The sequence below is a fragment of the Stenotrophomonas sp. NPDC077420 genome (genome assembly GCF_044543385.1).
GTDB lineage: Bacteria > Pseudomonadota > Gammaproteobacteria > Xanthomonadales > Xanthomonadaceae > Stenotrophomonas.
Window position 1 is genome coordinate 87385 of the sequence record NZ_JBITVZ010000016.1, and the last position, 15565, is coordinate 102949.

Below are 15565 nucleotides of genomic sequence, written 5' to 3' on the forward strand. Positions count from 1 at the left end.
CTCCTGATGTCCGCCCCCCTCTTGACCCTCTACCGCCGCATGCAGCGCTGGCCGTCCGGCCAATGGCTGTTCTCGCGCGCGGTCTGCTTCAAGGCGCCCTATTTCGCCAGCATCGCCCCGCGCATCACCATGCTCGAGCCGGGCCGCTGCGAAGGCCGCATCGCGCACCGGCGCCGGGTCACCAACCACATCGGCACCGTCCACGCGATCGCGCTGTGCAACCTGGCCGAGCTCACCGCCGGCCTGATGGTCGATGCCTCGCTGCCCAAGGGCATGCGCTGGATACCCAAGGGCATGGAGGTGAAGTACCTCGCCAAGGCGACCGGCACCCAGCATGCAGTCGCCACGCCTGCGCAGGCGATTGTCAGTGCCGAAGCGGGCTATGCGCTGCCGGTGAACGTGCAGGTGCGTGATACCGCCGGAACGATGGTGTTCGAAGCGCGGATCGATATGTGGGTGTCGCCGGTCAAGCGCGGTTGATTCTCGCGAAGAGCAGCGTTTCAGTTCTTACGAGCAGGGGCGGCCGTCGGGCAGCCCCGCTCCGGGACACGCCGCAAGTACGTCCTTGTAGGCTGCTAGAAAACATCCATGTTTTCTAGCGTCCCTCCGGGGGCAACCCGCCGGCCGCCCCCGACAGTGGGTCGCGTGCGGAAGCAAAAATCAGCCACGCAGGGCGTGGCTCTACATGGTGCCGCTGGCAGGTCAGGTTCCCGAACGAATGCACGGAACGCACCAACGCCCAGTAACGCATGAAAAAAGATCGGGGCGGCCATTGATCTTCCTTGGCCACCAACACACTGTGGAGGGTCGGCGGGGGTGGGTTTGCGGGACTGTAGAAAACATGGATGTTTTCTACAAGCCTCCACGGATGGATTCACGGCGTGTCCCGCAAACCCACACCCGCCGGCCCAGCGCGAGCACGTTCGCAGGCCTCGGCTGTTGGCTCTCCGCGAACATCGCACCGACCAACGGTCGGTACCTACCGCAGGGCGAGTCAGGCCGGGACGAACTGCCAGGCGATGACCGCGAGGATGGCCGGGAGGGCCTGGATGACGAAGATGCGCTTGTTGACGCTGTAGGCGCCGTACACGCCCGCCACGATCACGCAGCCCAGCATGAAGTTCACCAGCATCGGCAGGTGGTCGAACAGGCCCCAGAACAGGCCCGCGGCCAGGAAGCCGTTGTAGAGGCCCTGGTTGGCCGCCAGCACGCGCGTGGTCTCCGCCTTCTCCGGCGTGTTGCGGAACGTCTTCAGGCCCAGCGGGCGCGTCCACAGGAACATTTCCAGGACCAGGAAGTACACGTGCAACAGCGCGACCACCAGGGTCAGGATCAGTGCGGTCCAGTACATGCGCAAACCTCGAACGAATTGGAAACAGCTTACTCCGGCCGCTCGACCGGCAGCTTCTTTTCTTCGCGCAGCAGCCCGAACGCCGCCGCCGTCATGATCCCCGCCACCACCAGCCCGCCGGCGAACACCGCATGCGAGCCGAACAGCGACAGCCCCTTGTGCACCCATGCGAAGGTCAGGTCGCCACCGCGGTACACCACCGTGTCGATGGCCGCGCCCGCCTTGTAGCGCCACTGCCGGTCCACGCGGGTGAAGATCGTCTCGCGGGCCGGCTTGGCCAGCGAGAACTCGCTGGCCCGCGTCATCACCTGCACCACCGCCACCAGCATCGGAAGGGGCGAGGCGGCCAGCACCGAGAAGCCGATGATGATCGCAAACCCCGGGATCAGCAGCGCCGGCGCGATGCCGAAGCGCGACAGCAGCCAGCGGGTCACGCCCAGCTGCAGGATCAGCGTCAGCGCGTTGATCGCCAGGTCGATCCGCGAATAGAACGCGGTGCTCGCCGCCGGGTCCGTGTACAGCCGGCGCACGATGGAGGCCTGCTCGTTGTACAGCAGCGTGCCGATGCCCACCCCGAACACCACCATCACTGCCAGCCAGCGCAGCAGCGGCTCGCGCGCGATCAGCTTCAGGCCGTCCAGCACCCCGCCGCCCATCGGCGCCTCGCCCGAGGCCAGCTGCAGCTCCTGCTCCCGGGCCACCGCCCACAAGCGCAGCCGCCAGATGCAGAACAGGCACACGCTGAGGAAGCCGGCCGACACCAGCATCAGGTTGGCGATGCCCACCCGCTGCACCAGCGTCGAGGTCAGCGTCGGGCCCAGGAACGCGCCGATCGTACCCGCCGCCCCGATGTAACCGTAGAACGCCCGCGCCTGCACGTTCGAGAACACGTCGGCCATGAAGCTCCAGAACACCGCCACCGCGAACAGGTTGAACACCGTGGTCCAGAAGAAGAACAGCATCCCCCGCCCCGGCACCCCGCTGTCGAACAGCAGATAGAAGCCCAGCAGCGTCACGATGAAGAAGCCGTACACCGCCGGCAGGAACACCCGGCGCGGGTAACGGCTCACCAGCGCCCCGTACAGCGGCTGCAGCACCACCATGATCACGAACACGCACGTGAACAGCACCTGCAGCACGAAGTCCTGCAGCGCGATGCCATGGCCATCGAACCACGCGATCAGCGCCGGCGGGAACACCGTCTGCAGGTCCGCCGACGCCGCCATCGCCTCGCGCACCGGGCGCAGCACGTAATAGCCGCTGAGCAGGCAGAAGAAATACACGCAGGCCCAGAACAGCGGCGGCGACTGGCGCAGCGCCGCGCGCAGGCCGGGCTGCGCGGGCGCGCTCGGGTCCGGGGCGTTCATGGCGCGCAGGTCCCGCACAGGCGGCGTGGCAGCGGCAGCATCGTGGCGATTCCGGGCAGCAAAGCGCGCACGGTAAACGATGCACCGCAACATCGCTAGGGGGCGACTGCCTTATGCTCGTACCATCACCGTTGGGGAACGGACATGTACGACTACATCATCGTCGGCGCCGGCTCGGCCGGCTGCGTGCTGGCCAACCGGCTCAGCGCCGACCCGCACTGCCGCGTGCTGCTGCTCGAAGCCGGCCCGCGCGACCGCAACCCCTTCATCCACATGCCGGCCGGCCTGGCCCGGCTGGTCCACAACCACCGCATCAACTGGAACCTCTACACCGAACCGGAGCCGGCACTCGATGGCCGGCGACTGTGGTGGCCACGCGGCAAGGTGCTCGGCGGCTCCAGCGCCATCAACGCCATGTGCTACGTCCGAGGCGTGGCGGCCGACTACGACGGCTGGGCCGCCGCCGGCGCCACCGGTTGGGACTGGTCGCACGTGCTGCCCTGGTTCCTGCACAGCGAAGCCAACAGCCGCGGCGCCAGCCCCTGGCACGGCGACGCCGGGCCGCTGTCGGTGTCTGACCTGCGCCACCACAATCCGCTCTCCGACGCCTTCCTGGACGCTGCCGTGCAGGCCGGCCACCCGCGCAACGACGACTTCAACGGGCCCGACCAGCTTGGCGTCGGCCTGTACCAGGTGACCCAGCGCGATGGGGTGCGCTGCTCCAGCGCCAGCGCCTACCTGCGGCCCGCGCGTGGGCGCGGCAACCTGACCGTACTGACCGATGCCCGCGCGCGCACCCTGGGCTTCCACGGCGATACCGCCACCGGCGTCTATTACCATCACCGCGGCGTACACCGGCACGCGCAGGCCGCGTGCGAGGTCATCCTCAGCGCCGGCGCGATCCATTCCCCGCACCTGCTGCTCCTGTCCGGGATCGGCCCGCAGCGGCAGCTGCGCGCCCATGGCATCAGCACCCGCGTCGACCTGCCCGGCGTCGGCGGCAACCTGCAGGACCACCTGGACATCTGCACCCTGGTGCACACCCACCCCGGCATCAGCTACGACCGCAGCAACCAGGCCCGGATCGCCTTCGACTACTTCCTGCGCGGCCGCCGCGGCGCCGGGACCAGCAACATCGCCGAGGCCGGCGGCTTCGCCCGCTCGCCGCTGGCGCGCGACGCCGGTGCCGACGTGCAGTTCCACTTCGTGCCTGCCATGCTCGACGACCACGGCCGCCATCGCCTGCCCGGCGACGGCTACACCCTGCATGCCTGCGCGCTGCACCCACGCAGCCGGGGGCGCATCCAGCTGCGCGATGCCGATCCGACATCGCCGCCCCGGATCGAGGCCAACTACCTCAGTGACGCCGACGGCCATGACATGGCCATGATGAAGCAGTGCGTGCGCATGTCGCAGCAGATCCTGGACCAACCCGGGTTCGACCGCTGGCGCCGCGCTCCCCTCTTCCCGGCCCAGCGGGAGCTGGACGACACCGCGCTGGAGGCGTTCATCCGCGCCAAAGCCGAAACCATCTATCACCCGGTCGGCACCTGCGCGATGGGGCAGCATGCCGATGCCGTGGTCGATCCGGAACTGCGCGTGCAGGGCATCCGCGGCCTGCGCGTGGTCGATGCGTCGGTGATGCCGCGCCTGGTCAGCGGCAACACCAATGCCCCCACCCTGATGATCGCCGAGCGCGCTGCGGCGTGGCTGCGCGGTACCTGAACAGGCCCTCACATGGCCCCGCCCGTCCCCTGCAAAAACCGGGCCTTTTCAATGCGATACGCATTCATCTTCGCTCTGTTTGTGCAATCACGAAAAGCGGCGCTAGAATCGGCCCACGCAGCGCGCACAGGTCCCACACGATGAATCAGAACAGCAGGCGCCGGCCGATCCGTTCGGCGGCCACCGGGTTGTTGGGCATGCTGATGCCCATCGCCATGTCCTCCACCGCCCAGACCCCGAGCGCGACACCGGCCGCGTTCCCGGTCAACATCGAGAACAGCGCCGCGCCTGCCATCGCGCACACCCAGCCTGCCGCCTACCGCGCCACCCCGGCCAATCCCAAGGTGCTGCCGCCGGCTGCCGGGTTCAACGTGGCCAACATCGAATCGATGGCGCAGCAGTTGACCTATGGCGAACGCGTGCCCGGCATGGCCGTGGCCATCGTGCAGGGCGGCCGCGTGCTCAGCGCGCGCGGCTACGGCGTTACCGACGTCAACAACCCGCAGATGGTCGACGCGCACACCGTGTTCCGCCTGGCGTCGCTGTCCAAGGCGTTTGCCGGCACCATGGCCGGCCTGCTGGTCAACGACGGCACGCTGCGCTGGGACAGCAAGGTCACCGACTACGTGCCCGGCTTCCAGCTCAACAGCCCGGAAGCCACCGACCGGCTGACCGTGGCCGACGTGCTCAGCCACCGCGTCGGCCTGCCGTACAACGCCTACGACCGCGACGTGGAAGCCAACGCCGAGTACTACACGCTGACCCACAAGCTGGCCGCCACCTCGCTCAAGTGCCTGCCGGGCGACTGCTATGCGTACCAGAACGTGGCCTTCAGCCTGATCGGCGACGTGGTCTATGCCGCCTCCGGCAGTTTCTACGAGCAGTCGGTGGAACGGCGCCTGTTCAAGCCGCTGGGCATGGACGACGCCAGCATGGGCCTGGCCGGTATCCAGGCCAGCTCGCGCTGGGCACGTCCCCACGTGCGCAGCCGCAACGGCTGGGTGTCGCTGACCCCCAAGCCCACCTATTACCGCCTTGCGCCTGCCGCCGGTGTCAACGCCAGTGCCAGCGACATGGCGCAGTGGCTGCTCGCGCATACCGGGCACCGCCCCGACGTGCTGCCGGCCCCGCTGCTGGCGACCCTGCATTCCACCCTGGTCAACACGCCGGGGGAAATGCGTTCGGGCTGGCGCCGCCAGCGCCTGCATTCGGCCGGCTATGCACTGGGCTGGCGCAACTTTGACTACGCCGGGCATGAGGTGGTCTTCCATGCCGGCGCCGTGCAGGGCTACCGTGGCCTGGTGGCGCTGGTGCCCGAGCGCGACCTTGGCATCGCCATCCTGTGGAACGGCGAAAGCAGCCTGCCCAGCGGCCTGCTGCCCACCGTGCTGGATGCGGCGATGGGCCTGCCCGCGCAGCGCTGGCTCGACGTGGACACCGACTTCGGCAGCGACAACCTGATGACCGAAGACAGCAGCCCGGCCAAGCGCAAGGGCGTGTCGTCGGATCGCGCGGTGGCTTCGCCGCGGTAAGCGGCAGCGAGGTATATCGCATCCGGTACAGGGCGGCCTACGGGTCGCCCTTTTTTTGTAGTGCCGGCCGCTGGCCGGCTCCCGATACCGCCTGGGCCGACTGACAGTCGGCGCTACCGTCGGGATCAACGTTCGTTGATCCCTCGCGGGAGGGGGATTTTTTTTGCGCAGCAAAAAAAAACCCCCTCCCGCTGGGCGCCGGGAAGGGGTTTCAGGTACGGCTATCGGGAATCGATCAGATCAGCGGTGCCGGGGTTGCCGGCAGGGCGACTGCTGCAGCCTTCTTCTTGCGGACCGCCGGCTTGCGCTTGGCGACCTTCTTCACCGCCTTCTTCGCCGACGCCTTCTTGGCGGCTGGCTTGCGCGCGGTTGCCTTCTTGGCGGTGGCCTTCTTGGCTACCTTGCGGGTGGCCTTCTTGGCGGTCTTCTTGGCAGCGGCCTTCTTGGCTACCTTGCGGACGGCCTTCTTGGCGGTCTTCTTGGCGGCGGCCTTCTTGGCGGTCTTGCGGACTGCCTTCTTCGCCGTCTTCTTCACTGCCTTCTTCGCGGTCTTCTTGGCGGCGGCCTTCTTGGCGACCTTGCGGACCGCCTTCTTTGCCGTCTTCTTCACTGCCTTGCGGGCAGTCGCCTTCTTGGCTGCCTTCTTTACCGTCTTCTTGGCAGCCGCCTTCTTGGCTACCTTCTTCACGGCCTTCTTGGCAGCCGCCTTCTTGGCGACCTTCTTTACGGCCTTTTTCGCGGCCGGCTTTTTCTTCGCAGCTTTCTTGGTTGCCATGGGATGGCTCCTCGTCAGTGATCTATGGAGTTGAAACGCCCAGGTAAAGCAAACCCGCGGTTACTGCCTGCGGGGACCGCCGTCGCGTCATGCGCGTCGTGACGGATACGGGGATACCGGCCAGTGGATGCCAGGCAGATATCGAATGGGGGGTGAGCTTGCATTTCACCGGAGGAAGCGAACCCGACTCCACCGTCCTCGGACGCGCGGTGGATGATCTGGTTGTGCTTCGCGACTGGATGTCGATTCGGTTGGCTCGTTTCGCAGGCAAGGTCTGCTGGGCGAAACCTAATCACGCTTTTTTTCACTGTCAACAACCCCCGCTGAAAATTTTCACATGGCGGGTGCCCGACGCGCCTCGCGCGCGGCCTCGCCAAGCACCCTGCAGCGCCCCGCCATGCCGCTTCGAACGCGCGCATGCATCCACGCGGCCGCAGATGCGTTGAAAGAAAAGCACTTAAAAGAAGCACTTTCGCTCAGCGCGCATTCGAACAGCGTGCGCCGGCACGGTCACGCGGCCCGCGCGGCGATGGGCGCGCCGACGCTTCCCGCACTGTGGCAAAACGGGGGCGAAAACTTTTCACATCCGGCAACGCTTTTTGCGTCCGGATTCGCGCAACTGCGCAAACTTTTTGGCGGCTGCCGGGCACCCGGCAAAAAAAAACGGCCGCACCGGGCGACCGTTTCTGTTCCAGGCTGGCGAGGATCAGTTGTCCTCGTCGTCCAGCGTTTCGGCGTAGTCGTCCGGCTCCAGCAGGTCGTTCAACTCGTCCTTGTTGGACAGCTCGACCACATACAGCCAGCCGTCACCGTAGGCATCTTCATTGATGGTTTCCGGCTTGTCCGCCAGCGCGCTGTTGACCTCGACCACCGTGCCGGTGATCGGGCTGTACACGTCCGAGGCGGCCTTGACCGACTCGACCACCGCGATCGCCTCGCCGGCTTTCGCTTCGGCGCCGACTTCGGGCAGCTCGACGTACACCAGGTCGCCGAGCAGGCCCTGGGCGTGGTCGGAAATGCCGACGGTGACGCGGCCGTTGCCTTCAACGCGCGCCCACTCGTGGGACTTGAGGAATTTGAGGTCGCCGGGGATCTCGCTCATGGGACTGCTCCGAAGAATTTCAGGGGGGTCAGAAAACGGGGGTAGTGTAAAACAACCGGTGCTCAGCGTTCGCCCAGCACGCCGGGCTGCGCCTGGCCTTCGCGCACGAACGGGAACTTCACCACGCGCACCGGCACCTGCCGGCCACGAATGTCCACGTGCACCTGGCCGAGCTCGCCACCCGGCACGCGGGCGAAGGCGATGCCCTTGCCCAGCGTCGGCGAGAACGTGCCCGACAGGATCTCGCCGGTGCCGCCGGCGGTGGTCACCGCCTGGCCATGGCGCAGCACGCCCTTCTCGTCCATCACCAGGCCGATCATCTGGCGCGCGTCGCCGGCCGCCTTCTGCGCCTCGAGCACGTCACGGCCGATGAAGTCGCGACCTTCGTCCAGTGCCACGGTCCACGCCAGCGCCGCTTCGAACGGGCTGATCGCCTCATCCATGTCCTGGCCATACAGGTTCATGCCGGCCTCCAGGCGCAACGTGTCGCGCGCGCCCAGCCCGGCCGGGCGCACGCCGGCCGACGCCAGGGCATTCCAGAACGCGACCACCTGGTCCTGGCCGACGAGGATCTCGAAGCCGTCTTCGCCGGTGTATCCGGTACGGGCAACGAACAGCGGCGCGCCGCTGGCGGCGGTGGCGTCCACGGCGGCGAAACGGCCCAGCTTCTGCAGCGCGGCGCGGTCGCGTTCGGCGACCAGGCCGATGACCTTTTCGCGCGCGGTCGGCCCCTGCACGGCGATGATCGCCAGGTCCTCGCGTTCGGTTACCTGCACCTCGAAAGCCGCGGCCTGCTCGCGGATCCAGGCCAGGTCCTTCTCACGGGTGGAGGCGTTGACCACCATGCGGAAGAAGTCGTCGGCCAGGTAGTAGACGATCAGGTCGTCGATCACCCCGCCCTGCGCGTTGAGCATGCAGGAGTACAGGGCCTTGCCCGGCACCTTCAGCTTGTCCACCGAGTTGGCCAGCAGGCGGCGCAGGAACGGGCGCACCTGCGCGCCGCGCAGGTCGACCACGGTCATGTGGCTCACATCGAACATGCCCGCATCGGCGCGGACCAGGTGGTGCTCGTCCAGCTGCGAACCATAGTGGATGGGCATGTCCCAACCGCCGAAATCGACCATCTTGGCGCCGAGCGCGCGGTGGGTATCGTTGAGTAGCGTCTTCTGGGTCATGACCACAATCCGGGGGATGAAAATGCAGGTCGTCATTATCCCAGAACCGCTCCGTCAACGCCTGCGGCGGTGCGCCATCCCCCGTGGGTGCGCGATCAGGCCTGTTGCACTTTGAGCGTCATGCCATCCACGGCCACCACGCGCACCGGCGTGCCAGCCGGCAGGTCCGGCCCGGCCACCACCCAGAACGCATCATCGACCTTGGCGCGGCCGGTGCCGGCCACGATCGGCTGGTCCAGCGCCACCACCCGGCCGACCAGCTGCTCGGCGCGGCGGTTCAACAGGGGTGCGTCGGATTCCCGCGCACGTCTGCGCCCCCACTGCCGGTAGCACTGGATCGAGACCACGCTGAGCAGTACGAACGCCACCACCTGCCACAGCAGCGGAATGTCGGCGAACACGGCCACCAGCACGAACACCGCGGCCGCGCCGATGCCGATCCACAGCATGAACGCGCCCGGTGCCAGCGCTTCGGCGGCGAACAGCACCAGCGCCAGCGCGCCCCACCCGACCACTTCCCAGCGCATCTCAGCCTCCGATGCGCGGCGGCACCGCGCGCGTGGTCTTCTTCTCTTCCTGCCGGGCGAATGCCTCCTTGGCCAGTTCGGCCACGCCGGCGATGGACCCGATCACGCCGCTGGCCTCCATCGGCATCAGCACCAGCTTCTGGTTGGGCGAGGTCGCCAGTTCCTTGAACGCTTCCACGTACTTCTGCGCGATGAAGTAATTGATGGCCTGCACATCCCCCTTGGAGATCGCCTCGGACACCATTTCAGTGGCCTTGGCTTCGGCCTCGGCCAGGCGCTCGCGCGCCTCGGCGTCGCGGAACGCGGCTTCCTTGCGGCCTTCGGCTTCCAGCACGGCGGCCTGCTTCTCACCATCGGCGCGCAGGATCTCGGACTGGCGCGAACCTTCAGCTTCGAGGATCTGCGCGCGCTTTTCACGTTCGGCCTTCATCTGCCGCGCCATCGCATCCAGCAGGTCGCGCGGTGGCTGGATGTCGCGGATCTCGATGCGGTTGACCTTCACCCCCCACGGATTGGTGGCATGGTCGACCACGCTGAGCAGCTGCGCGTTGATCACTTCACGCTGGCTGAGCGATTCGTCCAGGTCCATCGAACCGATCACGGTACGGATGTTGGTCTGCACCAGGGCGATCATCGCCACTTCCAGGTTGGCGACCTCATAGGCGGCCTTGGAGGCATCGAGCACCTGGAAGAACACCACCCCGTCCACGCGCACCGCGGCGTTGTCCTTGGTGATCACTTCCTGGCTGGGCACGTCCAGCACCTGCTCCATCATGTTCACCTTGCGGCCAACGCCGTACACGATGGGAATCAGGAAGTGCAGGCCGGGGGACATGGTGTGGGTGTAGCGGCCGAAGCGCTCCACCGTCCATTCGTAGCCCTGCGGCACCATGCGCACGGCCTTGAACAGGATCACCACGGCCACGAAGGCGAGAATCAACGAAAACAGCACGGTCGGAAACATCGGCTACTCCTTTCCCTGGGTAACCCCGAATATACCGCCGAATGCGCGGGCTGCCGCCTCAGGCCGCCCGTGGCGCGAACATGATCACCGCCATCCCGGCCAGGCACAGTCCCACCCCAAGCAGGTCCCAGCGGCCGGGGCGGATCCCGTCGACCACCCACAGCCAGGCCAGCGCCGTGCCGATGTAGACACCGCCGTACGCGGCATAGACGCGCCCGCTGGCGGCCGGGTGCAGGGTCAGCAGCCACGCGAACAGGGCCAGGCTGGCGGCCGCCGGCAGCAGCAGCCAGGCACTGCCGTCGCGGCGCAGCCACAGCCACGGCAGGTAGCAGCCGACGATCTCGGCCACCGCGGTCAGCACGAACAGCAGCAGGGTTTTCACGGCGTGCCTTCGGCGGCCTTGGCCTGCTCCCAGAGGCGTTCCTGCGCCGCCAGGTCGAGCTCGGCCATGCCCTGGCCGGCAGCGGCGGCCTGCGCTTCCATCGCGCGGAAGCGGCGTTCGAATTTGTGGTTGGCCTGGCGCAGCGCGGCACCCACGTCGACCCGGGCATGCCGCGCCAGGTTGGCGCAGACGAACAGCAGGTCGCCCAGTTCTTCCTGCAGCCGGGCCTGGTTGTCCTGCACCGGGCCGCGGGCGAACTCGGCGGCGACCTCGTCCAGCTCCTCCCGCACCTTGTCCAGCACCGGTGCCGGACCCGGCCAATCGAAGCCGACCCGCGCCGCGCGTGCCTGCAGCTTCAGCGCACGCTGCCATTCCGGCAGCCCGCGTGAGATCCCGGCCAGCGCCGAACCGTCGGCATCGCCCTTGGCTGCACGCTCCTGGCGTTTGATCGCGTCCCAGTTGCTGTTGACGTCTTCAGCCCCCTGGACCTTGACCTGCGCAAACACGTGCGGATGCCGGCGCTGCAGTTTGTCGCTGATCGCGCGCGCCACGTCCGCAAAGCCGAAGGCGCCCTGCTCGCTGGCCATCTGCGCATGGAACACCACCTGCAGCAGCAGGTCGCCCAGTTCGTCGCAGAGATCGTCGAGGTCGCCGCGGTCGATCGCATCGGCCACTTCGTAGGCTTCTTCGATGGTGTACGGCGCGATGCTGGCGAAATCCTGCTGCAGGTCCCACGGGCACCCGTCGCGGGGATCGCGCAGGCGCGCCATGATGCCCAGCAGGCGGTCGAGTTCGGCAGGTGCGGACATCGGGGCTCCGGTCAGTCGGACAGCCAGCTGCGCCAAGGCAGCTGGGTATCGCCCAAGGCGATGAAGTCACCGTTGAGCAGGGTTTCGCGGCGGTTGTAGCGGAACGGCTTGCCGGTAGCGGCCGAAAGCACCGCGCCGCCGGCGGCGTGCAGCACGCACTGACCGGCGGCGGTGTCCCATTCCGACGTGGGCCCCAGCCGCGGATACACGTCCAGCGTCCCCTCGGCGAGCCGACAGAATTTCAGCGACGAGCCCTGCGCCACCACCTCGATCTCGCCCATGCGGTCAAGCAGCGCCTGGGTCTGCGGGCTGCGGTGCGAGCGGCTGGCGGCCACCTGCAGCGGCGGCAGCGCGGGGGTACGGGTGCGCAGCACCGAATCGTGGATGCCGTCGCGGCGGTAGGCCAGTTCACCGCGCATGGCGTGCCAGGCCACGCCGCTGACCGGGGCCAGGACCACCCCGAACGCGGGCGCGCCCTGGTAGATCAGCGCGATGTTGACGCTGAACTCGTCGTTGCGCTTGACGAACTCACGGGTGCCGTCGAGCGGGTCGACCAGCCAGTAGGCGCCCCAGTGCCGACGCACCTCCCAGGGCACCTGCGCCGATTCCTCGGACAGGATCGGCAGGTCCGGGGTGAGCTGGCCGAGTCCGCGCAGGATCACCTGGTTGGCCGCGAGGTCGGCGGCGGTCAGCGGGCTGCGGTCGGACTTGATCTCCACATCGAACGGGCGGGCGTACACGTCCATGATCGCCGCGGCGGCATCCTGGGCGATGGCGATCACCGTTTCGCGCAATGCGGTGGTGAGTTTGATCATTCCCCGCGTTCCAGCCACTGCCGGGCGATGAACAGCGCCGCCAGCGAGCGTCCTTCGGAAAAATCCTCGCGCAGCATCAGCTGGTCCAGGTCGGCCAGCTTCCACGGCACCACTTCCAGCTCTTCGGGCTCATCGCCGACCAGGCGCTCGGGATACAGGTCGCGCGCCACCACCAGCCAGGACTGATGGCTCATGTAGGTGGGCGCCAGGGTCATCGCGCGCAGCACGTCCACCCGCCGGGCCCCATAGCCGGCCTCTTCCTTCAGTTCGCGGTCGGCGGCCTGTTCCGGGGTCTCGCCCGCATCGATGCGGCCCTTGACCAGGCCCAGCTCGTAGCGATGCACGCCAGCGGCGTATTCACGCACCAGCAGGACCGTCTCATCGTCCAGCATCGGCACCACCACCACGGCGCCGTGGCCACGGCTGACCAGGCGTTCGAAACGGCGGCGTTCGCCGTTGGAGAATTCCAGGTCCAGGTGCTGGCGCTGGAACGGCCCGCTTTCCTCGTCCGTGATCTGGTGGATGGTGGGCAACCGACGGGTCATGCGAACGGGCTCTTGGAGATCGATAGAATGCAGGCAGGTGAAAACGTGTCCATGAGCCCGAAATGCTAGCAGACCCAGCCCCCCTCACGCTGGCCGACCAGTGGCGGCAACGCGACCTGGCCGTGCTCTGGCACCCGTGCACGCAGATGCGCGAACACCCGGACACCTTGCCGTTGGTGCCGATTGCGCGGGGTGAAGGGCCGTGGCTGATCGACCACGCGGGCCACCGCTACCTGGATGCGGTCAGCAGCTGGTGGACCAATCTGTTCGGCCACGCCGAGCCGCGCATCGGCGCCGCCATCGCGCGCCAGGCGACCCAGCTGGAACAGGTGATGCTGGCCGGTTTCAGCCACGAACCGGCGGTACGGCTGGCCGAGCGCCTGTTGGCGATCGCGCCGCGCCAGGCCGGGCGCGCGCCGCTGTCCAAGGTGTTCTACGCCGACAACGGGTCGGCCGGGGTCGAAGTGGCGTTGAAGATGGCGTTCCACTACTTCCGCAACCGCGGTGAACCGCACCGCACCCGCTTCGTGGCGCTGGAAAACGGCTACCACGGCGAAACCCTGGGCGCCTTGTCGGTGGGCGACATCCCGCTGTATCGGCGGGTCTATGCGCCGTTGCTGACCGAGGCGCTGTTCGCACCCTCGCCCGATGCCTACCTGGCCGAACCCGGACAGAGCGCGGCGCAGCGCGCGCACGAAGCGGCCGACCGCCTGGCCGACCTGTTCGACCAGCACCCGGGCGAGATCTGTGCGGTGATCCTGGAGCCGCGCCTGCAGTGCGCCGGCGGCATGCGCGTGCACGACCCGGTCTACCTGAAGCGGGCGCGCGAACTGTGCGATGCCAACGGCGCGTTCCTGATCGCCGATGAGATCGCCACCGGCTTCGGCCGCACCGGCACGCTGTTTGCCTGCGAACAGGCCGGGGTGATGCCGGACCTGCTGTGCCTGTCCAAGGGCCTGACCGGCGGCTTCCTGCCGCTGGCGGCGGTGCTGGCCACCCAGGCGCTGTACGACGCGTTCCTGGACGACAGCCGTGAGCGCGCCTTCCTGCATTCGCACAGCTATACCGGCAACCCGCTGGCCTGCGCGGCGGCGCTGGCCACGCTGGATATCTTCGCCACGGAAGACGTGATCGCGCGCAACCGCAGCACGGCCGAGGTCATGCGCACCCTGTCCGCGCCGTTCACCGACCACCCGCATGTGGCCGATGTGCGCCAGGCGGGCATGGTGGTGGCCTTCGAGCTGACCCGCAACGGCGACAAACGCACGCCCTTCCCTGCCGACGCGCGGGTCGGCCTGCGCGCCTACAACGCGGCGCTGCGGCATGGCGTGGTGCTGCGCCCGCTGGGCAACGTGCTGTATTGGATGCCTCCCTACTGCGTGGAGGACGACCACCTGGACCTGCTGGCCCAGACCACCCTGGCTGCCATCGAGGAAGCTGTTGCATGCGCCTGACCCGTTCCCACGTCGACCTTCCGCTGGCCGTGGGCCAGACCCTGTCGCTGCCCGAAGACGTGGCCAACCACCTGGTGCGGGTGATGCGCCTCCGCGAGGGCGACCACTGCGTGCTGTTCAATGGCGATGGCCATGACTACAGCGCCACGCTGGTGGAGGCAGGCAAGCGCGACGCGCGCGTGCAGGTCACCGGGGCGCAGGCGCTGGACAACGAATCGACGCTGTCGATCACCCTGCTGCAGGGCATCGCGCGTGGCGAGAAGATGGACCTGATCCTGCAGAAGGCCACCGAACTGGGGGTTCAGGCGATCGTGCCGGTCAACGCCGAGCGCACCGAGGTCAAGCTGGATGCGACACGGGCGGAGAAGCGGCTGGCGCACTGGCGCAGCGTGGTGGTGTCGGCCTGTGGCCAGTCCGGGCGTGCCCGGGTGCCGCGCGTGGCACCACCGCAGAGCCTGCAGGACGCGGCGCAGGCGATGCCTGCGGACGCGCTGAAGCTGACCCTGGACCCGCAGGGCGAACACCGCCTGTCCACGCTGTCGGCGGCGCCGGGCGGGGTGGTCATTGCGATCGGGCCGGAAGGCGGCTGGTCGCCGCGCGACCGGCTGGCCCTGCAGCAGGCCGGGTTCCAGGGGTTGCAGCTCGGTCCGCGGATCCTGCGCACCGAAACCGCCGGGCTGGCGGCGATCGCGGCGTTGCAGGCGCGGCTGGGCGATCTGGGCTGAAAGCGGGCCACGACCAACGGTCGTGGCCTACCGACGGCCCCGCGGTTCGATCACATCCCCGGTAGGTATCGACCGTTGGTCGATACAACGCCCAATCACCGGCACGCATCGACCGTTGGTCGATGCAACGCCGCATCACCGGCACGCATCGACCGTTGGTCGATACAACGCCCAATCACCGGTAGGTATCGACCGTTGGTCGATACAACGCCGAATCACCGGCACGCATCGACCGTTGGTCGATACAACGCCCAATCACCGGTAGGTATCGACCGTTGGTCGATACAACGCCGAATCACCGGCACGCATCGAACGTA

At 67.8% G+C, this 15565-nt stretch carries 16 protein-coding genes; 5 read left to right on the top strand and 11 right to left on the bottom strand.

Annotation, left to right across the window (positions count from 1 at the left end; translation table 11 throughout):
- Positions 1-6 precede the first annotated feature (6 nt).
- Positions 7-480, top strand: a complete 474-nt coding sequence (locus ACIGII_RS15280; RefSeq protein WP_399639325.1) for a hotdog fold domain-containing protein — start codon at positions 7-9, stop codon at positions 478-480.
- A 514-nt stretch (positions 481-994) separates the two neighbouring features.
- On the opposite strand, the gene ACIGII_RS15285 is transcribed toward ACIGII_RS15280, so the two are convergent.
- Positions 995-1351, bottom strand: coding sequence for a DUF1304 domain-containing protein (locus ACIGII_RS15285; RefSeq protein ID WP_249832956.1), 357 nt, complete (start codon positions 1349-1351; stop codon positions 995-997).
- A 29-nt stretch (positions 1352-1380) separates the two neighbouring features.
- Positions 1381-2718, bottom strand: a complete 1338-nt coding sequence (locus ACIGII_RS15290) for an NTP/NDP exchange transporter (RefSeq protein ID WP_399639322.1) — start codon at positions 2716-2718, stop codon at positions 1381-1383.
- Between the two features lie 144 nt (positions 2719-2862).
- Here ACIGII_RS15290 and ACIGII_RS15295 point away from each other — a divergent pair, with 144 nt between their 5' ends.
- Positions 2863-4443: a GMC family oxidoreductase gene (locus ACIGII_RS15295; RefSeq protein WP_399639319.1), complete on the top strand. Its 1581-nt coding sequence runs from the start codon at positions 2863-2865 to the stop codon at positions 4441-4443.
- A gap of 140 nt (positions 4444-4583) precedes the next feature.
- Complete coding sequence (locus tag ACIGII_RS15300; RefSeq protein ID WP_399639317.1) at positions 4584-5975, top strand: serine hydrolase domain-containing protein; 1392 nt, start codon at positions 4584-4586, stop codon at positions 5973-5975.
- A gap of 235 nt (positions 5976-6210) precedes the next feature.
- Here the strand turns inward: ACIGII_RS15300 and ACIGII_RS15305 are convergent, their stop codons facing one another.
- From ACIGII_RS15305 to nudE, 9 genes are all read right to left on the bottom strand, one after another.
- On the bottom strand, positions 6211-6750 hold the full coding sequence (locus tag ACIGII_RS15305; protein WP_399639314.1) for a hypothetical protein: 540 nt from the start codon (positions 6748-6750) through the stop codon (positions 6211-6213).
- A 706-nt stretch (positions 6751-7456) separates the two neighbouring features.
- On the bottom strand, positions 7457-7852 hold the full coding sequence (gcvH, locus tag ACIGII_RS15310) for a glycine cleavage system protein GcvH (protein WP_399639312.1): 396 nt from the start codon (positions 7850-7852) through the stop codon (positions 7457-7459).
- Between the two features lie 62 nt (positions 7853-7914).
- Positions 7915-9027, bottom strand: coding sequence for a glycine cleavage system aminomethyltransferase GcvT (gene gcvT, locus ACIGII_RS15315; protein WP_399639309.1), 1113 nt, complete (start codon positions 9025-9027; stop codon positions 7915-7917).
- A gap of 95 nt (positions 9028-9122) precedes the next feature.
- The gene (locus ACIGII_RS15320) at positions 9123-9554 is read right to left on the bottom strand and encodes an NfeD family protein (RefSeq protein WP_399639306.1); all 432 of its coding nucleotides are present in this window, start codon (positions 9552-9554) and stop codon (positions 9123-9125) included.
- Between the two features lies 1 nt (position 9555).
- Positions 9556-10518: an SPFH domain-containing protein gene (locus tag ACIGII_RS15325; protein ID WP_399639304.1), complete on the bottom strand. Its 963-nt coding sequence runs from the start codon at positions 10516-10518 to the stop codon at positions 9556-9558.
- Between the two features lie 58 nt (positions 10519-10576).
- On the bottom strand, positions 10577-10900 hold the full coding sequence (locus ACIGII_RS15330) for a YnfA family protein (protein ID WP_399639301.1): 324 nt from the start codon (positions 10898-10900) through the stop codon (positions 10577-10579).
- Positions 10897-11709, bottom strand: coding sequence for a nucleoside triphosphate pyrophosphohydrolase (mazG, locus tag ACIGII_RS15335; RefSeq protein WP_399639298.1), 813 nt, complete (start codon positions 11707-11709; stop codon positions 10897-10899). Before mazG ends, ACIGII_RS15330 begins: the two co-directional genes overlap by 4 nt.
- 11 nt (positions 11710-11720) lie before the next feature.
- Positions 11721-12524: a 3'(2'),5'-bisphosphate nucleotidase CysQ gene (gene cysQ, locus ACIGII_RS15340; RefSeq protein ID WP_399639295.1), complete on the bottom strand. Its 804-nt coding sequence runs from the start codon at positions 12522-12524 to the stop codon at positions 11721-11723.
- On the bottom strand, positions 12521-13069 hold the full coding sequence (gene nudE, locus ACIGII_RS15345; protein WP_399639293.1) for an ADP compounds hydrolase NudE: 549 nt from the start codon (positions 13067-13069) through the stop codon (positions 12521-12523). Before nudE ends, cysQ begins: the two co-directional genes overlap by 4 nt.
- Before the next feature lie 62 nt (positions 13070-13131).
- Here nudE and bioA point away from each other — a divergent pair, with 62 nt between their 5' ends.
- Positions 13132-14523 (top strand): adenosylmethionine--8-amino-7-oxononanoate transaminase, encoded by a 1392-nt coding sequence (bioA, locus tag ACIGII_RS15350; protein WP_399639291.1) that lies wholly within the window; start codon positions 13132-13134, stop codon positions 14521-14523.
- The gene (locus ACIGII_RS15355; protein ID WP_399639290.1) at positions 14514-15248 is read left to right on the top strand and encodes a 16S rRNA (uracil(1498)-N(3))-methyltransferase; all 735 of its coding nucleotides are present in this window, start codon (positions 14514-14516) and stop codon (positions 15246-15248) included. Before bioA ends, ACIGII_RS15355 begins: the two co-directional genes overlap by 10 nt.
- The last annotated feature ends 317 nt before the right edge of the window (positions 15249-15565 follow it).